Annotated in this window: 16 protein-coding genes, 1 tRNA gene and 1 pseudogene; 7 read left to right on the forward strand and 11 right to left on the reverse strand. The window is 36.3% G+C overall.

What is annotated here, in order from left to right:
• Positions 1 to 33: 33 nt before the first annotated feature.
• The 6 genes from hpt to TTE_RS11480 form a co-directional block, all read right to left on the reverse strand.
• Positions 34 to 579, reverse strand: a complete 546-nt coding sequence (gene hpt / locus TTE_RS11455; RefSeq protein WP_011026425.1) for a hypoxanthine phosphoribosyltransferase — start codon at positions 577 to 579, stop codon at positions 34 to 36.
• A 16-nt stretch (positions 580 to 595) separates the two neighbouring features.
• On the reverse strand, positions 596 to 1,972 hold the full coding sequence (tilS, locus tag TTE_RS11460) for a tRNA lysidine(34) synthetase TilS (protein WP_041587221.1): 1,377 nt from the start codon (positions 1,970 to 1,972) through the stop codon (positions 596 to 598).
• Positions 1,973 to 2,035: 63 nt separating this feature from the next.
• Positions 2,036 to 4,393, reverse strand: a complete 2,358-nt coding sequence (spoIIE, locus tag TTE_RS11465; protein WP_011026427.1) for a stage II sporulation protein E — start codon at positions 4,391 to 4,393, stop codon at positions 2,036 to 2,038.
• A gap of 138 nt (positions 4,394 to 4,531) precedes the next feature.
• A tRNA-Glu gene (locus TTE_RS11470) sits at positions 4,532 to 4,606 on the reverse strand.
• 58 nt (positions 4,607 to 4,664) lie between these two features.
• Complete coding sequence (locus TTE_RS11475) at positions 4,665 to 5,333, reverse strand: class I SAM-dependent methyltransferase (RefSeq protein ID WP_011026428.1); 669 nt, start codon at positions 5,331 to 5,333, stop codon at positions 4,665 to 4,667.
• A gap of 174 nt (positions 5,334 to 5,507) precedes the next feature.
• Positions 5,508 to 6,449 carry a DMT family transporter gene (locus tag TTE_RS11480; protein WP_011026429.1) on the reverse strand — a complete coding sequence of 314 codons (942 nt, stop codon included), beginning with the start codon at positions 6,447 to 6,449 and terminating at the stop codon, positions 5,508 to 5,510.
• A gap of 196 nt (positions 6,450 to 6,645) precedes the next feature.
• Between TTE_RS11480 and TTE_RS11485 the strand changes: the two genes are divergently transcribed.
• From TTE_RS11485 to TTE_RS11500, 4 genes are read left to right on the forward strand one after another with little or no spacing between them, the layout of a single operon-like run.
• Entirely contained in the window at positions 6,646 to 7,146 is a 501-nt protein-coding gene (locus TTE_RS11485; protein WP_011026430.1) for an RNA polymerase sigma factor SigX, read from the forward strand.
• 4 nt (positions 7,147 to 7,150) lie between these two features.
• Positions 7,151 to 8,311, forward strand: a complete 1,161-nt coding sequence (locus TTE_RS11490) for a DUF2275 domain-containing protein (RefSeq protein WP_011026431.1) — start codon at positions 7,151 to 7,153, stop codon at positions 8,309 to 8,311.
• Between the two features lie 4 nt (positions 8,312 to 8,315).
• The gene (locus tag TTE_RS11495; protein ID WP_011026432.1) at positions 8,316 to 9,218 is read left to right on the forward strand and encodes an ABC transporter ATP-binding protein; all 903 of its coding nucleotides are present in this window, start codon (positions 8,316 to 8,318) and stop codon (positions 9,216 to 9,218) included.
• Entirely contained in the window at positions 9,215 to 10,078 is an 864-nt protein-coding gene (locus TTE_RS11500; RefSeq protein ID WP_011026433.1) for an ABC transporter permease, read from the forward strand. The genes TTE_RS11495 and TTE_RS11500 overlap by 4 nt, the downstream gene beginning before the upstream one ends.
• 8 nt (positions 10,079 to 10,086) lie before the next feature.
• Here TTE_RS11500 and TTE_RS11505 read toward each other — a convergent pair whose 3' ends face one another.
• Positions 10,087 to 10,491 (reverse strand): DUF1284 domain-containing protein, encoded by a 405-nt coding sequence (locus tag TTE_RS11505; RefSeq protein WP_011026434.1) that lies wholly within the window; start codon positions 10,489 to 10,491, stop codon positions 10,087 to 10,089.
• A gap of 156 nt (positions 10,492 to 10,647) precedes the next feature.
• Here TTE_RS11505 and tdh point away from each other — a divergent pair, with 156 nt between their 5' ends.
• The 3 genes from tdh (at position 10,648) to TTE_RS11520 (ending at position 14,385) form a co-directional block, all read left to right on the forward strand.
• A complete protein-coding gene (tdh, locus tag TTE_RS11510; RefSeq protein ID WP_041587222.1) occupies positions 10,648 to 11,691 on the forward strand; it encodes an L-threonine 3-dehydrogenase in 1,044 nt (347 codons plus the stop codon).
• A gap of 13 nt (positions 11,692 to 11,704) precedes the next feature.
• A complete protein-coding gene (locus tag TTE_RS11515; RefSeq protein WP_011026436.1) occupies positions 11,705 to 12,937 on the forward strand; it encodes an aminotransferase class I/II-fold pyridoxal phosphate-dependent enzyme in 1,233 nt (410 codons plus the stop codon).
• Between the two features lie 170 nt (positions 12,938 to 13,107).
• Positions 13,108 to 14,385 (forward strand): uracil-xanthine permease family protein, encoded by a 1,278-nt coding sequence (locus tag TTE_RS11520; RefSeq protein ID WP_011026437.1) that lies wholly within the window; start codon positions 13,108 to 13,110, stop codon positions 14,383 to 14,385.
• Positions 14,386 to 14,592: 207 nt separating this feature from the next.
• On the opposite strand, the gene TTE_RS11525 is transcribed toward TTE_RS11520, so the two are convergent.
• The 4 genes and pseudogenes from TTE_RS11525 to TTE_RS14340 all read right to left on the reverse strand — a co-directional run.
• Positions 14,593 to 16,290: an IS1634 family transposase gene (locus TTE_RS11525; protein ID WP_011026438.1), complete on the reverse strand. Its 1,698-nt coding sequence runs from the start codon at positions 16,288 to 16,290 to the stop codon at positions 14,593 to 14,595.
• A 209-nt stretch (positions 16,291 to 16,499) separates the two neighbouring features.
• A complete protein-coding gene (locus TTE_RS11530; protein WP_011026439.1) occupies positions 16,500 to 18,038 on the reverse strand; it encodes a DUF4127 family protein in 1,539 nt (512 codons plus the stop codon).
• Positions 18,039 to 18,054: 16 nt separating this feature from the next.
• Positions 18,055 to 18,282 carry an FAD-dependent oxidoreductase gene (locus tag TTE_RS11535; RefSeq protein WP_011026440.1) on the reverse strand — a complete coding sequence of 76 codons (228 nt, stop codon included), beginning with the start codon at positions 18,280 to 18,282 and terminating at the stop codon, positions 18,055 to 18,057.
• A 7-nt stretch (positions 18,283 to 18,289) separates the two neighbouring features.
• A pseudogene (locus tag TTE_RS14340) lies at positions 18,290 to 19,498 on the reverse strand (S-layer homology domain-containing protein); the annotation flags it as partial.
• Positions 19,499 to 21,821 lie beyond the last annotated feature (2,323 nt).

Genomic DNA, 21,821 nt, shown 5'->3' on the forward strand with positions numbered 1-21,821 from the left:
TCTATAATACCATATAAAGAACAAAAAACCAAATCATTTATAAAGCTCTGGCTTTAAAACCCCTATAAAAGGAAGGTTTCTGTACTTCTCCGCGTAATCAAGGCCATACCCTACGACGAACTTATCAGGGATCTTAAAACCGCAGTAATCCACTTTCACATCTGCCTCTCTTCTTTCAGGTTTATCTAAAATCGTGCAAATCTTTAGGCTTCTCGGTTTTCTTCCCAACAGTGTCTCTCTCAGATAAGCAAGTGTTAATCCGCTGTCTATTATGTCTTCCACTATCAAAACGTCCTTCCCCTCTATATCTATGTCATGGTCTTTTATTATTTTCACTATGCCAGAAGACTTGGTAGATGACCCATAGCTTGATACAGCCATGAAATCTATTGACAAAGGCAAATCAATGGCACGAGATAAATCTGACATAAACATTATTGCTCCTTTTAAAACCCCAATTAAGACCAAATCCTTACCCTCATAGTCTCTAGTTATCATCTCGCCAAGTTCTTTAACTTTCGCCTTCAACTGCTCTTCTGTTATCAAAATTTCTTCTATGTCTTCCATAGGACTTGGCATAAAACTACCTCCTCTTTCATTCTTTAGTATATTCAATTACAAGCACCTTTGAAGTATTTTTGTCTACCTTAAACTTCTCACTCATCCTGTAACCTACAACCCACACAATTTCCTTTCCTATAGCTACAAGCGGGATGTAATCCCTCTCTTCTCTGGGTATTTTTTCATCAATAAAAAATTCTTTTAATTTTTTCGTCCCTCTCATGCCAAGAGGCGAAAACCTGTCCCCATCTTCTCTGCTTTTTACAACTATTTCCCCTTTTATTTTGTCATAATCGAAAAATTTTATATACTCCCCCTTGTTAAAATCATCAACCTGTGAAATATCAACTACATAAGCTTTAAATTTGCCAATTCCTTCTATAGTTGTAACTCCAGGAATCTTTAGCACCTCTTTAAATTTTACCTTCTCTTTCGTCTTCTTTTTTCTGATTACAAGATTATTATACATTTTTAAGGCCTCAATTTCAAAAGGTAAATCAATTTTTGATGACGTAGGTTTATCTAAAAGATTTAATACATCTTCCACATGCCCATATTCCAGTCCATCAGTTTCTCCCTTCACATAAAAGTACATCCTTCTCACCAAACGCCTTTTAATAGCCGTATGTTGTGACTTTAAAGCATCTACATCTACTTTTATCTCTTCCCCATTTATTTCGCATATTTGATTAAAAACTTCTTCACACTTAGCTTCCAAATAATCATCTTCCTCTAACAAAATCGCCGCCATCCTAGAGAGATTTTCAACCAAATCTATCTTAAACACCTCTTCAATATACGGAATAACCTTTAGCCTTATCTTATTTCGCGTATACAAATCTTCATAATTGGTATGGTCAATCCTGGGATGCAAATTTTTATCCTTCAGATACTTTTCAATTTCTCTTCTCTCAATCTCAATGAGAGGCCTGATAATATTGCCATTTACAGGCTTTATACCAATAAGTCCCCTAAGCCCCGTCCCTCTCAGGATGTTTAATAAAACTGTCTCTGCTACATCATTTTTGTTATGGGCTACAGCTATTTTGTTTCCTCCTACTCTTTTCAATGTTTCCTCAAAAGCCTTGTACCTTACGTATCTCCCAGCTTGCTCTTCGCTTAATCCCATCTTTTTAGCCAGATAAGGTATGTTTTCTTCAAATAAAAAAAAGGGAAGATCTAAGTCTTTACACAGCTTCTCCACAAACTCCGCATCCTTTTTGGCATCTTCTCCTCTTATCATGTGGTTTACATGAACAACATACAATTTCAAATTAAATTTTCCTTTTAGATTAAAAAGTACATCCAACATGCACAGGGAATCGGGGCCTCCTGATATTCCCATTACAATTTTGTCATCTTTTTCTATCATATTGTACTTCTCAATGGTCCTTAAAACCTTCTCAATCATACCAAACCTCTGAAAACTCATAGTCACGCTATACTATGATTATATACTATAGCTCGCTTTAAATCAAACATAAATCTTCTTCCAAATTTTTGCCACTATCACTGTCATGTCGTCTTTAGGTGTATTTTCACACCTTTCTAAAGATTTTTTCATTATATAATCCGCCATCTCCTGGGGACTTATAAAATCTGCTTCGCTTATTACCCTCAAAAGCTCCATCTCCTTTTCTCCCTCAAAGCACTCCAGCACCCCATCCGTAACCAATATCACAAAATCTCCTTCTTTTAACTTCTTTTCATGAAGGTCTGCCTCAATGTCTTCGAGAATTCCTATGGGAAGCGAACTGGACTTTATAACCTCTACTGAAGTTCCTCTCTTTACATAGCTGGCACAAGCTCCAATCTTTATAAACTCAGCTTTTCCAGTGAACTTATCTAAAAACATGATGTCCACAGTGGAAAACATCTCTTCAGCTGACCGCAAGGCTAGAATGGAATTTAAAGTCTGGATGACAAGTTCCCTGTCAAACCCCGCTTCTATAAACTTCTCCAAAAGTGAAATGGCGGTTGTGCTTTCTGCTGCGGCTTTGTATCCAACTCCCATGCCATCACTTAAAGCCACCACATATTTTCCATTGTTAAGGTCCATAAAAGAGTAGGTATCCCCCGAAATCCTGTTTTTCGCCTTGCTCACTTTGCTAACCCCAGTGATGACCTGCAAGCTTTCTGCCTTGGCAAAAGAAAGAACGCATCTTCCCTTAGAATCTATCCCGTAAAGTCTATCTTTCCTTTCATACCTTTCTCCCATTACTTCTGATATTACAGAGGCAATCTTTTTCTCCAAATCCTTTGACAAATACCCCTCTTCTCTGTACACTTTTACGCTTGTGCTTCCACCATCTGTTTCGTACACCAGAACATCTTCCACCTGTATCCCATTTTTATCTAACTCCAATAGAATGACCTGTTCCAGCTCATCTTTAAAGGATATGTTCATGTTTACCTCCTTTGCAATGTCAGAAATAGCATCAGCAACACCTTTGAGCTGAGCCGCAATAAGTCCTTTTGCATCCTTTAGCCTCTCTCTCCACTGCATGCTTATTTTATAGATTCCAAGATAATATTTAGTAGTTGACATGAGCTCAGAAAATCTAATGCACTTCCTATAAAGCCTATTATCATTTATATCTTTCCCCTTCTCTAAATGCTCCACTAGTTCAAACATAGATTTATAAGTGCTGTAAAAATCTCTGTCCCAGCAGTTTTTATACATAACACATTGAGAACAGGTCTTATTGGCAATTTCCTCAAACAAATAGGAAATATCTTTATGGTCCAGTATTTTTTCATTTGACTGCTTAAAGGTCTTAGAAAGTTCCTCAAAAACTCCCGAGTACTCTTTCAGTTTTGCTGCAATTATTTCCTTTAATTTTCTGCTGTAATCTCTGTCATTTAAGTTTTTATTTCCTTTAATCAATTTTTCAGCTTCTTGAATATACTTCTTCGGAAAAGCTGCAAAGAGCAAAGCCGCCAATCCAATGCCATAAGGGTTTAAACTATTGCCGACTTTAAACCCTGTATAAAAAGCTACTATTGCCGCTCCTATTACAAAACCTGCAATAGTCCCAATCCTGTGCAGTTTGCGAAAACTCCCTCCCAAAAGCCCTCCAAAAGCTAAAACACCTACAATTGAAGGCGCTTCCGCATATGCAAGCACATTCAATACCCCTATAGTCGTCCCTATCGCAGAACCAGCCCCACTGCCTCCCAGATAGCTTATAAAAAGCACCGCAAAGGCTATTGCTATACTATTTAAACTAAATTTCCAAATGCTTAAATTGTGAAGCCCCAGTATAAAAACTGCAGTAAATATCCCTAAAGAAACCAATTCTTCGTTGGAAATTACTTTCCTTGTGCTTCTGTTGACAATGAAAGAAAGAGAGTGGTTAAAAATAAAAACTAATAACATCGCAATAACTGCCTCACATGAACTTAAAAAAACATCAAAATATAAAAAATTGTATGAATAGCTAAAAATCAGCCCTGAAGCGAAAAGAGAAAAAAGAGTGATAAAAGAAGCCTTTAAAGCATTAGTAGGCCTAACCCTCAAAAAAAGTTCCAATAGAAAAATTATAGCCATGCTGAGAAGATACTTAGCACTATTTACTCCTGGCACTGTCAATAACGCCAGCCACACCCCTAGACCTACAAAGAAATACTTTTTCTTGTAAGCGACTAATGCCGCAAAAAAAGCTATCCCAAAAGGAAAAAGCACATAGGAAATGGAAGCTCTTCCTAGTATAAAAGCAAAAATCAAAAACAAAACTGAATTTAAAACATTTTTATAAAAACCCTTGTCGACATTTTCACTTAGCTTTCCTTTCAAAGTTTTCTTGTAAGGAAACACATTTGCGCTTTGCATACCTCCACCACCTTCTATTTTTTCTAAATTATACCATAAAGGTGGTGGATTTATTTGCTATTTTTTGTATCTCACTTATTTTTGTTTTCGACATAAAAAAATAAAAAGCCTGTAAAGGCTTTTTTGCAGAATAAAAAATGGTGACCCCGACGGGATTCGAACCCGTGTTGCCGCCGTGAAAGGGCGGTGTCTTAACCACTTGACCACGGGGCCCCAAAGCCATTTTTTATTTTATCATATTTTTTCTTGTTGTCAACAATAAAAATTTCCTCTAAAAGCTTATATTCGTAGCTATGTAGATATCTGTCCTTTCAGAAGGTTTTATCTCACCTACTATCCTATACTCTTTTTCAAGATAAGAAGACACATCCACGATGCTAATATTTGCCTCGTGATGGCTACCTCTCTTCCTGTGACTCTCCTCCACAACTTTTTTGCCGTATTCGTTGAGTTCAGATATGACAATTTTCCCTCCTTTTTTACATACCCTCACCATCTCATCCAAAACCCTTTTATAGTCCCTCATATGATGAAGCGCATTGTACGTTGCCACGACGTCAAAGGTTTCGTCCAAAAAAGGAAGGGAATGTCCATCCCCAACCATAAGAAGGACTTTCTCCTCCACTCCGCTTTCTCTTATGAACTCCCTTGCCCTTTTTAAAGCTTCTAGGCTTTCATCCAGAGAAACCACATCATACCCGTACTCAGCAAGCCCTAAAGCCATTCTGCCTCTCCCTGTCCCTATATCAAGAGCAAAGCCTTTGCCTCTTCCTAACATTTCCAGTGCATCTTGTATATCTCTTTCCATCTTATCACCCCAAATTTTAAAAATTTTCTTCAACAAACTCAAAAAACATGATATAATATCAACATGCGAGGCTAATTCCAGCCTTGCATAGTCAAAAGCCAAAACAATGGTGTACATAAGAAAGTCAACCATCGAGTAAAAGAATTAGAAAGTATTCCCATGTACTAATAAAATCACTCCTCCATAATTTAAATGCGGTATTTTTGTACCGCATCCTTTTTTCGCCACATCGATATGCCCCCGTATGGTATAGGGTTCCGCCAAGAGTAGTATATCACAGCCCTCCCTTCTTTGTAAATACCTCCATCAATGGATTTCTTCAGACAAAGCCTTTACCTCATACGCTTTTCCAAAATAATTCGTACCCCATACTCCTATTAATATCATAATCGCCCCAACTACATGGTACCAGTAAAAAACCTCATGCCTTATAGTCACTCCTGCTATAATGGAAATCACTGTAGTCAAATTAGCAAAGACAGAGGCTTGAGAAGCAGGAAGCTTAGAAAGCGCATAATTATTGAGAAAATATGCAACGATTGAGGATAAAATCCCCAAGTAAAGTACTGGAATTAACACTTTATAATTAGCCACACTTGAAAAGTAACTTGAAAGGCTATCCCCTCTTATCACTTTCTCAATTAAATTCAAAATATTAAAAGAGATAGCCCCAAACCACATCATAACAAATGTTATCTCTATAGGCGAAAAAACAGAGGAAAATTTCCTTGCCAGAATCGTGTAAAAAGCCGCAGACAAAACCGCTCCCAGCAAAAATAAAAATCCTAAGAGAGAACTTTTCCCACCTTCTGACCCGGTCATAAAAATTATGAATATAACGCCTGCTACAGATAACAAAATAAACAAAAGCTGGTACAAAGAAGGCCTTTCATTTAAAAATATCACCGCAAGGATTGTGACTGCAACAGGAATCAAGGCTATCATCAGCCCCGAAAGAGAAGAAGAAGTATACTTTATCCCATAAGTCTCAAAAACAAAATATATAAAAGGTTCTGCCAAAGACAATAAAAGCAATGGCTTCACATCTTTCCCTCTGTAATTTAACTTAATTACACCAAAAGCCCAGAGAAGCGTTATGACAATAGATGCTAAAAGAAACCTATATGATATAAGCTCCAAAGGAGATGCCACTTCAAGCCCCATCGCCGTAAACATAAAAGAAAAGCCAAAAATTGATGCCATACCTATTCCTGCTAAATATGGATAATAGCTCTTTATCCTCTCCAATTTAACACCCCCGCGTTTTTTTAAAAACACCGATATAATTATATAACACTTCCCCAAAAAATAAAACCCAGACAAAGGGGACGGTTCCTTTCGTCTGAAAAATTCAGACGAAAGGAACCGTCCCCTTTGTCTGAAAAAGTTTTTGTCACAAAATTGATTTTAGATGTGTTATTATTAGTGAAAAGGGACAGGGGAGGTGTTAAAAATAGAGGAGAGTTTCAAAGATATCTTTGAAAGGTATTATCCAAAAGTCTTAAAACAAATCTCCTGGGTTGTAAAAGATGAATTTAAAGCAGAGGACATTGCGCAGGAGGTATTCATAAAGTTCTTAAAAAAGCCTCCCCGGCACAATGAAAATATAGGAGGTTGGCTTTCAAAAGTAGCCATGAACCATGCATTAAACTATCTTCGAACAGAAAGAAGCGCAAGAGTAAGAGAAATAGAAGCCTTCCAGCAGAATGAAGAAAAACTTTTGGAAGACCCCGAAGAAATAGCTATAAAAAACTTTGAAAAGTCAAAGGTGAAAGAAGTTCTATTAAAAATGAATAAAAGAGACATGATGTGTTTAATACTTAAGCATTCAGGTTACAGTTATGAAGAAATAGCAGTCGCTTTGGGAATTAAAAAATCCTCCGTAGGAACAACCATTGCAAGAGCTCAGAAAAAATTCAAGGAATTATACGAAAAGGAGGTGTGAAAGGATGTGCTACGATGAAGGAACCCTTCAGGCGTATTTAGATGGAGAATTGAACGAACTCACCTCAAAAAATATAGAAGAACACGTAAAAACCTGCAGCACATGTAGGCAAAAATTAGAAGAACTAAAGTTTATAAATGAATTTACAGCAAATGCCTTAAAAACTTCCAATATAGATTTAAATGATGCATGGATAGCCTTTAATGAAAAGTTGAGCAAAGAAAATAATAAGAGAAAGGGAGTGGTATCCTTGTTTACAAAGTACAAAAAGTCAATTGCCGCTGCTTTGATAGTGGTATTTATAGCCGCCTCAGCCTTTTTCCCGCCACTTAAAAATGCAGAAGCTAAACTTTTAAACCTTCTAAGGCTTAACAAGATGCAGGTTATAACAATAACACCAGATGATATGATGCAAATTCAAAATCAGTTTTACAACAAAGGTATAAAAAATATAAGCCTTAAAGATTACGGAGAGATTATAAAAGACGGTTCTCAGGAAGGGCGTCAAATTTCCCCTGATGAGCTTGACAAAATAGAATCTGAACTTGGATATAAAATAAAACTTCCAGCAGATGAAAATTTTGAAATAAAGCATGCATACATCTCAAAAAATGAAGGCTTAGAATTTATATTAAAAGTTGACAAAATAAATGAGCTCATTAAAACATTTGGCGGTACACACCTTTTCCCAAAAGAACTTGACAGAAAACCCATTATTATAAATTTTGGCAGGGCAATTGATATGAATTTACAGAAAAAAGGCAGTGAAAAAGATACAGTTGCACTTAACATAGTAAAAGCTCCAGAAATAGTGGTGCCAGAAGGGGTAGATGTAGATAAAGTAATTGACGCTTTAGTAAACCTCCCATTTTTACCTGAAAATATAAAAAGGCAAATCGCTGGTGTGACTGACTGGAAAGAGACATTGCCCATACCAATGCCTGCGAGTGACAACACTGAAATTAAAGAAATAACCATTCGAGGAAATAAAGGCATTCTCATTGTTGAAAAATCTGGGCCTTATTTTGTAGCTTTAGGATGGAGTGAAAATGGAGTAATGTACAACCTCACACTCTGGCCCAACCCAGCAGGAGACAAACAGGATTTCGTTGCAAAAGAAGAGGCAATAAATACATTAATCCAAATCGCAAACTCAATGAGGTGATCAAATGGTTTTAGAAACACAAAATCTCACAAAACAGTTTAATGGAAAAGGCGGTTTTAAAGAAGTCACTCTCTCTGTAGAAAAAGGTCAGGTCTTTGGATTCTTAGGTCCAAATGGTGCAGGAAAAAGCACTTTTGTAAAGACCATGGTGGGGCTTTTACACCCCACCTCCGGTTTTGCATGGATTTTAGGGAAACCCATAGGCACTGTAGAATCCAGAGAAAAAGTAGGATTTTTACCTGAAAATTTTAGGTACCACGACTGGATGACAGGAAAAGAGCTTTTGACCTTCCATGCAGAGCTTTATAAAATAAAAAATCCAGGCAAAAAAATTGATGAACTTTTAGAATTGGTAAAATTGAAAGGTCATGAAAATAAACTTATAAAAAATTACAGCAAAGGAATGCAACAGAGAATTGGCATTGCAATAGCCCTTTTAAATGACCCCGAAATAGTGTTTTTAGATGAACCTACTTCAGCTTTAGACCCTGTAGGGCGAATTGACGTAAGAGAAATCATAAAACAATTAAAATCGCAAGGCAAAACTGTTTTTCTAAACAGCCACCTATTAAGTGAAGTAGAAATGGTATGCGATGAAGTGGCCATAATAAATCACGGTAGAGTAATAGCACAAGGAAAACTGGATGACCTATTAAAAGAACACACCCATGTAGAAATGGTTATAACAGATTATACTCCAGAGTTGATTGAAAAAATATCTCGTTTATCAAAAGAATTCCAGTTTAAAGAAAATAAACTCTCCTTTAAGGTAGAGGATAGAGAAAAAATACCAATTATAGCTAAAATGGTAATAGAAGCTGGTGCCAAGCTATATCAATTAAATACCCAAACTTCTTCACTGGAAGACTTATTCATAAACTTGATTGGAAAGGATGAGATTTCGTGATAACTATAATAAAATACACATTTAAAGAGATGCTAAAAAAACGGGCTTTTCTATTAGTCTTTATTTTGTCCCTCCTCTACCTTTCCATATATGCTTTTGGCTTAAGTAGAATATTTGAGCGTCCCAGCGATTCTATATATGACATCATCTTTCAATCAGAAATTTTATCTGCTGGTCTATTTTTCGCAAACCTTATAGTAGCTTTTCTCGTGGTTTTGACGTCTGTAAATGCCATATCAGGAGAAATAGAAAGTGGCACTATATATTCTATTTTGTCTAAACCTATAAAAAGATATGAACTGGTATTAGGAAAATTTATAGGGCTTAGCATTATGATTGTTTTATACAGCTCTATAATGTTTTTATCTGTTGTAGGTTTGAATATATGGTTTGGCTCTAAAATAAGCTTCGGGTGGGATAACATTTTAAAAGGTCTCTTTTTCTTTGATTTAGGTCCAATTGTATTTTTAGCTCTTATAATCGCTTCAAGTTCAATCTTTTCTACTATAAACACAGGAATAATCGCCATTATGGCCTATGGAATTGCCCTTGTTGGAGGCGTACTTGAACAAATTGGCACAGCAATTCAGCAAAGTCAAGTCGGTGCCTTTGGCTTAAAAAGCGGAGAAAGCCTCATAAACGCGGGGATAATTACAAGTCTTATCCTACCTACAGATGTAATATACAGAAAAATGACAGCAGAGCTTTTAACACAAAGTAGCGGAATAAGTTTTATGATGACACAAGGACTCTTTGGGGGCATGTCTCAACCCAGTATTTACATGTTCATATACATCTTTTTCTACGTGGTATTTCTCCTCTATTACGGTGCAAAGCGCTTTTCACAAAGAGACTTATAAAGGCGGCTTCAGCCGCCTTTTAACTTTTTAAACCCTTCCAAACAATAACCCAGACCAAACCATTCGCAATCCTTACATATATTCATCATCTTTTCTTCTGTCATATTTTCTTTGATTTTATTCACAATATCCCTATACCTTACTACCTCACCTACTTTTATACCCAAAATCTTCAAAACAGCCCTATCCTTTTCCCTTACACTTCCAGGATAACTCTCTATCTTGCATTCCCCATCTATATTATTTGGACAAAGGGCGCAGATGTTATCCACATTATCCACAACTTTTATCAACATATCCTGTTCATTATTCAATCTTTCAATAATTTCATTCATGTTTTTAACAAATTCCTCATCATAACCAAGACCTCTGAAGCCCAACATGCACAAAAAGTGGTGCCCTCTAATTTCCATTTTAATCTTTCCCCATAGCATGCTCTTCTTAACATTATAGCACATCTTTTAATAATACCTTTTCAAATTTTTTTGTACTTGCAAGGAGGAATTTGTACAAAAATATAGAATATATTATGTAGTAAAATTAGTGTACAAGTAAAGGAGATGTCTATTATGGATGGACTTATGACCGCCGTGGTAAAACAATACCACAAAGAAGGGGCAGATATAGTAAAAAAGGAAATACCAAAGATAGGCCCTGATGAAGTTTTGATAAAAGTTAAAGCTACTTCTATTTGCGGCACAGACGTTCACATATACGTCTGGAATGAATGGGCAAAAAGTAGAATAAAACCTCCAAAAACGATGGGACACGAATTTGTAGGAGAGGTTGTAGAAATTGGAGAAAATGTCACATCAGTAAAAGTGGGAGACTTAGTAAGCGCAGAAACTCATATAGTATGCGGAAAGTGCAGAGCCTGCAGAACCGGCAACGCTCACATATGTGAAAATACCCTCATTTTAGGCGTTGACACAGATGGAGCTTTTGCAGAATACATCAAAGTTCCTGAAAGCAATGTGTGGATAAACGACAAAAACATACCTCTAGAGATACTATCCATACAGGAACCTCTTGGAAACGCAGTCCACACTGTTTTTTCAGGAGACGTAGTTGGAAAATCTGTAGCTGTCATAGGATGCGGCCCAATAGGAATGATGGCAATACCACTTCTTAAAAGAACAGGTGCTGCAGCAATATTCGCGATTGAACCTGCTGACTACAGGAGAGAGTTGGCTCACAAGCTTGGTGCAACAAGGGTTATAAATCCTCTCCGCGAAGACGTTGTCAGCATAATAAAAAGTGAAACAGAAGGCTATGGAGCAGATGTAGTTTTGGACTTTTCAGGTAACCCAACCGCCATAAGGCAGGGTCTAGAGTACATTGCAAAAGGTGGCAGAATGTCTATTCTAGGCCTTCCTGACAATGAAGTTCCAATTGACATCACAAATAATGTGGTATTCAAAGGAATAACTATACAAGGCATAACTGGAAGAAGAATGTACGATACCTGGTACACCGTAAAGGGCTTACTAAAATCAGGTCTTGCAGAAGATTTAAAGCCAATAATCACCCACACATTCCCTCTTACCGAATACCAGAAGGGAATGGAACTCATGATAAAAGGGCAGTGCGGTAAAGTCGTATTATATCCGTAAAGGAGTGATTTTAATGCCGCTTTCACGAATAACCCAGGTTTTATCACAGGAATTAGAAGAATTAAGGTCAGAAGGACGAGCAAAAGGAAAAGAATTTATAGTGGTGGACGTGAAAAAACCCCAAAACGGAAAGGGACCGCGATTTTTCTTAAAAGGATATGGTGATAAAGAATTTATAAGGATGAATTCCAACTCCTACCTCGGGATGCAATTTAATGATGAAGTAATAAAGGCTGAAGAAGAAGCCGCAAGGAAATTTGGTGTAGGCCCCGGCGCAGTGAGATTTATAAGCGGCACCTACGTAACCCACAGAGACCTGGAAAAAAGGCTGGCTCGGTTCCATCAAAGGGAAGATGCAATGATCTTTAGCTCTGCCTATATGACAGTAGTAGGAATAATATCTTCCCTGACAACCCCTGAAACAGGCATAATAAGCGATGAACTGAATCACAACTGCATTATCAACGCCATAAGGCTTTCAAGGCCTAAAGAAAGGTATGTATACAAGCATCTTGACTACGATGACTTAGAAAACGGTATAAAAAGCCTCATAGGCAAAGTAAAGCGAGTAATAGTGGTAACTGATGGAGTATTCAGCATGAGAGGAGACTACGCGAATTTAAAGAAGATAGAAGAAATTACCTCTAAATATGACGAAAAATTTGAAGAAAATATAATAACCATTGTGGACGATTCCCACGGTGTTGGCGCTTTTGGTGATACAGGAAGAGGTACAGAAGAAGTCACTGGAGGAAAGGCAGACCTTTTAATAGGCACAATGGGAAAAGCTTATGGGGTAAATGGAGGATATGTAGTATCCAGTGAAGTTATTACGACTTACCTGAGAGAAAAAGCAATAACCTACATTTACTCCAACCCCATCACTCCTTCAGAAGCCGCTTCTGTATTAAAAGTCTTGGAGATAATAGATAGCGATGAAGGCAAGAAGAAGCTCTCCCATCTGAAGGAGATGGCTAAAAGATTTAGAGAAGGGCTTTTAAATTTGGGATATGAGACTGTCGTAAGTGAACATCCTATAGTACCTCTTCTTGTGAGAGATACAAAAAAGACAGTAGAGTTAGTAAATTATCTCGTAGAAAACGGAATACTCGCAACAGCCATTAATTACCCAGTGGTGCCCAAAGGCGATGAAAGCATCAGATTTCAGATAAATGCGGACCACACTCCTTCTGATATAGACTACGTTTTAGAAGTTCTAAGGCATTACAAAGAAAAAAATAATTAAAGCCCCTCCCTCGGGGGCTTTTTTCTATAGACAAACCCTTTTTCATGTGATATAATTAGAAAGAAAAATTGAAAAAACCCTTTAATTTAGCCCAGCGAGGCTAAAAAGGAGGATATAAAAAGTTCCTCCTTGGGGGTTTTTCAGTAACCCATAATAAAGGAGGTTTTTTTATGCCTAATAAAGTGTACGAAATTGAAGAAACACCGCCTATAAAACAAATGGTCCCATTATCCTTGCAGCACGTCTTTGCGATGTTCGGAGCAACCATTTTAGTACCTCTCTTGACAGGCCTTGACCCCTCAGTAACCTTATTCACCTCAGGCCTTGGAACACTGATATTTCACCTCATGACAAAAGGGAAAGTTCCCGCTTATCTTGGTTCATCTTTCGCCTTCATAGCTCCCATAATAGCAGCAACAAAACAATTCGGCCTAAAAGGCGCCTTCTTCGGCATGTTCGCAGCCGGACTCGTATACGTGGTGGTTTTCATAATAATAAGCCTGACAGGGATTGACTGGCTAGAAAAACTGCTCCCTCCTGTAGTAGTAGGCCCTGTAGTGATGATAATAGGTTTATCCCTTGCTCCTGTAGCAATAGCTCAAGCGCAAAAAGATTTAGCTACAGCTCTGTTTACAGCGGCATTAATAATCATCTTCAGCATGTTTGGAAAAGGCTTTATAAAAGTGATTCCAATCCTTTTAGGAACAATAGGTGGATATATATTTGCCATAACAAGAGGCCTTGTAGATTTTGGACCTGTTGCAAAAGCTTCATGGATTGCAATTCCCAAATTCTCCTTCTTAACAGGACATACTCCTGAGGTCGCATGGGGTGCTGTAGCCTTAGTAGCGCCTCTAGCACTGGTCGCTATAATTGAAGACCTGGGACATGTTCTGGTAATAGGAAATATAGTTGAAAGGGACCTCATAAAAAATCCTGGATTTCACAGGGTAATGTTAGGAAATGGCCTTGCAACTTCAATCGCAGCACTTTTTGGCGGACCACCCAGCACAACTTACGGCGAAAACATTGGAGTCCTCGCAATAACAAGAGTCTACAGCTCAAAAGTTATTCAAGGTGCTGCAATCATTGCAATACTTTTAAGCTTTATACAAAAAATAGGCGCTTTGATAGAAGTAATACCCCAAGCAGTAATGGGTGGAGTTACTATAATCCTCTTTGGAATGATTGCAGCAGCAGGTATGAGGACACTTGTAGAAAACAAAGTGGATTTTTCAGACAGCAGAAACTTAATAATAGCTTCTGTAATATTAACATTAGGAGTAGGCGGTATAAAAATACCCTTGGGCAACTTTGTGTTCGAAGGCATAGGCCCTGCCACCTTAGCAGGAATACTTCTTAATCTGGTGCTTCCCAAGATAAATCTGGGAGAAGAAAAAATGACTGAAAAAGTTAAAAGTTCAAAAGAAGCCGTCCAGAAAGCGTAAAAATAAGGCCCTCTAAATCTCAAAAGAGGGCCTTATCACTTTTTTACCTCTATTCCTACTTCAAAAAGCCTATTCCAAGGCATATATACATCAAACTCATAATCAAATTCATTGAGATTTTCTTTTTCTTGACTTTGTCAGTTTGAAACCCAAAAGGCTTGGGAATACAGGTATTGACAAAAAATGGGCGTGAAATTTGTCACTACATTACTTTCTCACGCTAATTAATTCCATGCCTTCCTCATATGTAATGAAATTTTTTGGTGCTTTTATTTTCATCACCTTCAATATGTCTTCAGCTTCCTCCTCCATCTTTTGTTTGATTAAATATTTCTTCCCATTTATCTCTATCTCCACAAAATTCATTGAACCTATCGCTTCTTTTATTCTATCACTGCTTAATTCTTTCCACTTAGACCTCAAGCTGTATTCTAAAGTTCTTTCCAGTAAAAATGCTAAATAACACACAACAAAATGCCCTCTTATCCTTTTTTCCGTCCAGTGAAATATTGGTCTTACCTCCAGACAACTTTTCATTACTCTGAAAGACTGCTCTATCTTCCATAAATCATGATATGCATTCAAAACTTCTGTCACACTCATTTCTTTCTTGCTGGTCTGAATTGCATAAAAACCGTCAAATTTCTCATCTCTCTTTATTGCTTCTTCATCCAGTACATATTCTTCTGATTCGGAAATGCGTCTTAAATATTTCCTTCCGCCTCTCTTTTCTGCTGCCCTTACATTGCCGGGCTTTTCTAAAAGTTCTTTTGCTTTTTCTACTAGCCTTTGCCTGTCTTCTTTATCTTTTTTGGCCCTCTTGCTTGAATAGGTTATTATTAGATTCTCAGGTATCTTGAATATTTCCCCTTCTCCCGTTTTGATAATATTCTCTCTTTCTATGACCTTGAATCTAAACTCTTCACCAAATATTTCTCTGTCAAATCTCCACTTTTTCTCCTCAAGAACTTGATACCCCTCTTCATCAAATACTCTATCTAAAATCTCTTTACTCATGTTTTTCAGTCTGCTTGCCACAATGTAGTCGTATCCCGCTTCTTTTATCAGCTTTAAATTAAGTTTACTGTTAAGGCCTTTGTCCGCAACTATTATTACCTGGTCTATGCAAAATTTATCTTTCAGTTTCCTCAAAATTTCTATCATGGTCTTGCTGTCAACAGTATCTCCTGGAAACAGTTCATATCCAACTGGTCTTCCTTCTTTATCTACAAGCATGCCCATTACCACTTGTACCTCATTTACCTTGTTATCCTTGCTAAATCCAAAATCCCTTAAGTTATCTTGCTTAATGCTTTCAAAGTAAAATGTTGTCACATCATAAAAAACAACATCAACTACCATGTTAAATAAATCTCTATTCTTGTGATAAAGATATAGCTCCAAATCCTCTTTTATCTGGGCCAGAATATCTAATCCCCTGTACAGCTGATTTAAATCAATATCTTCTTCAAATCTAAAGTATCTGTTTTTGCGGTAATACGTCTGAAGTTTGCTTACTGGTTGAATTAATCTTTGTACTGTCATCAAAAACGTCACTTTATCAATGTCAAACTTTATCCTGGAATTTTGAGAAATATACTGTTTGAGGAATTTATCTATTTCAAGCTCTTCCCAAAGTTTTCTATACACAATATATCCCCAGTTTTTAATAATCCCTTCTGAAACATCTTCTGGAAAAAGCTTGATGGGACCTGTTTCTTCACTGGAGCTTAAAAATATTTTTTGCAATTTATCTACAAGATTAATGAAAGAGGGATCATTTTTGAGTTCATCAATTCTACCGAGATTAAGCAAGACTTTTTGCTTTATTTTACCATTTTCGCGATAATTATGGACAATTTTGGCATACTCATAGCCACCAGCTTTAGTTATTTTGAGAAACATATGGCATCACCTTTATGTTAGTTTATTACATTATACTACAAAAAGTGAATATAGTCAAGTATTATGGCAATAATTAGGAGTAAAATTGTCCCTACAGTTTTGAAAAATTTTTTAACCCTAAAAACAAAAAACCCTTGAAAATCAAGGGTCTGATATTTTTTACCAGCCTAAAAATGACCTCCAACTGACAAAGTCGAGAGAGGGCCTTATCACTTTTTTACCTCTATTCCTACTTCAAAAAGCCTATTCCAAGGCATATATACATCAAACTCATAATCAAATTCATTGAGATTTTCTTTTTTAAATTTCTCAAGCTCACCTTTTATGACCTCTGAAATAATTTTCTCTTTCTCCCCAAGGTCAAAATAACTTACTCCATATTTATCTATTTCCTTTGCCACTTTCGTCCTAACCTCATACTGATATCCCCAGTCTTCCAGGTATCTTAAAAACAAAAACCTATAAGACCTTTCTTTTCTATCTTCAGTAAAATTATCCCTATTTATATAAAAAGAGCTTACCATGCTGTGAGCAATCACTGTACCCAAAGTGTTAGCCGAGGTATTCCATCCCCCATAAGACAAAACCTTTTTGAAAAGTCCATATTTTTTAATAAGCTTCATAAGGGAATTATCAGCACCGTTTAAAAACGCTACATCTGCCACCGAGCAATTTTTGCCCTTCTCAATGTAGTCTTTTATAGCCTCCACAAATTCATTTAAGTTTCTCTCTGGGTCCCCTACATCCCTTCTCGTAAGATAAGAATTCCAGCTATCACCTATTTGCTGGGTTATTTCTGATGGAGGATTTATCATCAGTATAAAATCCGCCTTTTCACTATCTTCTGTTACAATACCCCCTCCAGCTATAATTTGATATTTCACAGTCTCTCCAAGCCTTCTATCTTCCAAAAGAGGGATTACATTTTTCCCATTTTCAGAAGAATACCTTGTGAAAACAGCTGGCTTTACCCCCTTGATATCATTAAAAGCTCTCGCAGTAAGCGTACAACCAACTTCATCAGCCCCAGGATAAGAATATATTCTATCCGTCAAATCAAGTTCATCTATGTATTTCATAATTTTACGCCTTTCCATTGGAGAAAACCCGTACTTTGAAGAGTCATCCATCGGTATAATTAAAAAATCAATTACATTTTCTTTTACAAGGTCTACAACAGATAAATTTATTTTGTGATTGACCTCTCTTCTTCTTAAGTAATCTTCAAGAATCTCTTCTGGAATCTCTCTTTTTAAAGCATTAAACTCTTTAATCTCTTCTTCTGTTGCAATATTTAGATCTATCTTATCAGTGAAGGCGCCAAATCTAAATATTCTCTCTCCAAACTCTTTATAGTAGTCTGGCTCTTCTTCAGAGCTATTGTATGATGGCGTTCTCACTATAAGGTTGAAGGCAAAAATTTTAAGATTATTATTAGCTTTCTTTAATTCTCTTAACCTTAAAAGCTTACTTAAACATTCCTCAACTTGTTTTTGGTGTATCCTTGATGGAACAATACCTCCGTACACCAGCATGTCAATTGAAACTACAAGATGAGTTATTCCCTCTATATTTTGTCTCATCCACTCCCACAGTTTATCAACATCAGCAGGCTTCTTTTTACAACCCAGAATCTCTTTAGGCGGCCGTATCATATCAATATCGCTTATATCTATTATCATCTTTGGAAACTCATAATTACAAGGCCTTTCATCTAAAGGTATATACATTATCCTCCATTTTTCCATCTTATTCACCTCAATTTTACAAATCTGCCCCATAATTTCTCATAATTTCTCGTATTATCTTTCCATCGACATCTCTAACACCTATATTATTTTTTACAGCGTATGCTGCTGCAATCCCTGCCGCCTCCCCTGTTGCCCTACAAGTGGGCTGTATCCTTATAGACGATTGCATTGAATAAATTTTATTTTTTGAAACATTGTGTGAAAAAGCTATAATGGAACGGGTAATTAAACCCCGTTCCACTTATAATTTATAGCACCTGCAATTTTTCCAAAATCCTATATAGCAGTGTCACACCCTCTGCCCTCGTAGCGTTATTCTTCGCTCTGAAAGTATTATCCTCATACCCTTTCACTATGCCAAGCTTTGCTGCATTTGCCACCACATTCCTTGCCCATTCGCTTATACTGTCATTATCTTTGAATACTGTATTGCCTATGTTCTCTTCCTTGTATCCCGTCATTTTTGCGTATACTCTCATTATCACTGCTGCCATCTCTTCTCTTGTTATCGGGTCATCTGGCCTCATCTTTTTGCCGTCTCCCATCATTATCCCTGCTCTGTAGGCTGCTTCTATCGCATTTGCATACCATGCTCCAGCTTTTACGTCCTCAAATTCTCCTTTATATGGCTCCTCGGGTATGCCTAATGCCCTTATCATCAATGCTGCAAATTCTGCCCTCGTTATCTTTGCATTTGGTGCAAAGTTGTCATCATCCATGCCTTTTATTATATGCTTTGATGCAAGTACATTTATTACATCATATGCCCAGAAGTCTTTTGGCACGTCCTTGAACTGCTTGTCATATTCAAACGCTCCGTATGTTGAGAAGTGCTTTACTTCTGCTGTTACTGTGTTAGTATTTTTATCAACTTTCCCTCCTACATATTCCCATTTCCCTGTTGCCTCGTTTAGATAGTATACTCCAACTTTTCTTATATCTTTTGCATCTTTCACTTCAAATGTTAGTTTAACAGGGGATTCTAATTTTATCTTGCTTTCTCCTGCTTTTATTGTTATGTCATAGGCGTTTGACACAGGCTTATAAGCGTTGGCTTCAGGTTTTGACTTCTTCTCTATTGTAAGGGTTATTGAGCCTTCCTTGTTTATTAAATCCAGCACTTCTTTTGATACAGCAAGTACCTTCGATTCAAATTTGAGGGCTATTTCATCCGATTTTACTATTACATCTTTTTGATTCTCTGCAATGAGATTTAACACACTTACGGGTATTTCTAATGCTTTTACAGATTTTGTGGATATATTTGTAAGGTCAAACTGCACTTCTTTTCTTGTGGAATCTTTTATGTCTTTCGATACTTTTATTTCATCAACTACAAGTACTGCTTTATCCGCACTTTCTATTACTTTGCCTTGGCTTACCTCTACACCTTTAGTCTCTGAAGATGTCTTTGGCTCCGGTGATGGTGTCGGTTGTAGCTCTGGCGATGGCGTAGGCTGTGGCTCTTCAATGTTAGAAATATTCTTCCCATTTGCAGAACTTAAAATAACCAGAGCAGCTAAATAACTATTCCATAAAGTACCATAAGGATAATTTTTGTCTACGTAATTTAAATAACTGTCTAACTTTTGTTTATCTTTCATTATAGAAGAAACATAACCCATATATCCTGAAAAATCTGTAAAGATATTTTGAAACCACAATGGATATTCCTCATTTAATTTCTCATAAATTTCTTTGGCTCTATTACTATCCGCTGGAACGACTTTTGTCAATATTGGAAAAAGTATTTTCCAACTTTCATTACTTTCTTGTACTTTACCATCTTCATCTATTAAAACAATATAAGTATTACTTTTACTATCCCAAAAATGTTCTTCAATAGAATTTTTAACTAAATCATAAAATACATTATAAAAATCTGCACCATTCTTATCTTTATACACTTTTTCAAAAAGCCATACAATATCCTCTAATCCTCTCAAGGCTTCTGAATTTGTTTTTATGTCCTTTACTCGTTGAACTAAATTAGTCCAAACCAAACCATCATCCTTTTTAACTAACTTAGAATAAGGAGTAGTTTTTGTATCAATTGTTTGAATTATTATACCACCAATGACATCAATTTGATACTTATATGTGATTAAAAACTGTGAATCTCCTGTAACTTCGTAATATTTCTTTATCAATGAAATAAATGTTGCACTCGTTGCAGCTGGTGAATCAGATTTTCCTATAGATTTCTCTTTGCCAGTATTGGGATCAAACCAATATTTATCTACTGTACCATATAGTCCATCAGAATCTGGCCAATTAAAATGATTTATATACCATTTCACATACGCTTTTACCTTTTCGATATATTCTGGCCTTTCCAAGAGAGCCATAGCAATAATATTGGCCTTATAAGGATCAATTATAAAATTAGTAGCATCATTAGTTTTTTCTATTTGTGTAGCAATAGCTCCATTTGGCAAAATATACTTGTCTATATAATCTGTCTGTAAATCAATAATTTTATCATAAAATGAGGGTGGTTCTTGACTTATCTCAATATTTAAAATATCTGACTTAAGCCGCGAATGATTAAAAGTGAGATACGCCCACACTTTTATCATATTTACCTCTTTATCTAATTTAATGAGTGTCAACCTCCCACTTGAAGTAAGCATTACCATGTCTGGCTTATCACAGACATATTTTATATCCATATTTGAAGCATCTAAATTTATAACTTCTTCTCCATCAACAAATACAATTTTTAAAGATAATTGGGCAGTGTCCCACCTTTTTAAGACCTTTTTATTAGATTCTAATACCACATTCTTGATGTCTGGCATTTTGCCATAATCCACTTTGACATTTATTTTAATGGACGTTGTTTCATATATATTATCAAATTTGTCTTTTAATTTCGCAATTATAGTATAACTATTGTTCAGCAAATCGTTTATTTTATATTCCCAATTTCCATCTTGATAAACTTGTAGCTCTACCGTTTCTGTTTCTCTATCTATATCACGTACAATTTCTAACTCTACTTTATCACCACCGCTACTTTTACCAATTATATTAAAAGGCAAATTTTCTATGGTTTCTTGATTTTGCGGACTCAAGATAGAAATACTTTTCTCTACTGAAGGTATATTCGAGATAATTTTAGCAGCAAGTATAGTAAGACCAGATTCCATACAATACCATGTTGGATTATTCCTACCAGTATCTATATATTTTTTCTTTACAGCATCTAAAAAAATTTCAACTCTTGTCTTATCTCCTAATATTGCAGCTGTATAAGCAATCATAGCCCACGGATATTCATCAGTCGTATTTAAAACTGGCCAACCACTATGATAATGATTAAATTTGTTATAGAGGGTAAGTGCCCTTTCACTACTCGGTGAAATATGACCAGTCCAAATTGGGAAAAGTTGAGCAGTTGCATCCGGATAAAATGTCTGCATGTTTGTAGCTCCTAGGTTACCTTTTTCATCTTTATAAGCATGATATATACCTAGTTCCTCATCCCACAAGCTTTCTATTCCTTTATCAACTTTTTTTAAATATGAACTATACATGGTTGCTTTTTCCTCATCTTTATATACTTCTCTAAACAACCATACGGCATCTTCTAATCCTTTTCTTACTTCTGAATTATCCATAAGATACTTAACTTTATAATTAGGTTTAGCCCATGTTAATCCATCACTATCTAATGTAGATATAATTACCTGAGCTATTGTTTCTATTTGCTCTTTATGAGAATTTAAATAATCAATATCCCCAGTCTTCTCATAATATTTTCTAACAAGTGATAAG

The organism is Caldanaerobacter subterraneus subsp. tengcongensis MB4 (genome assembly GCF_000007085.1).
GTDB classification, from domain to species: Bacteria; Bacillota; Thermoanaerobacteria; order Thermoanaerobacterales; family Thermoanaerobacteraceae; genus Thermoanaerobacter; species Thermoanaerobacter subterraneus.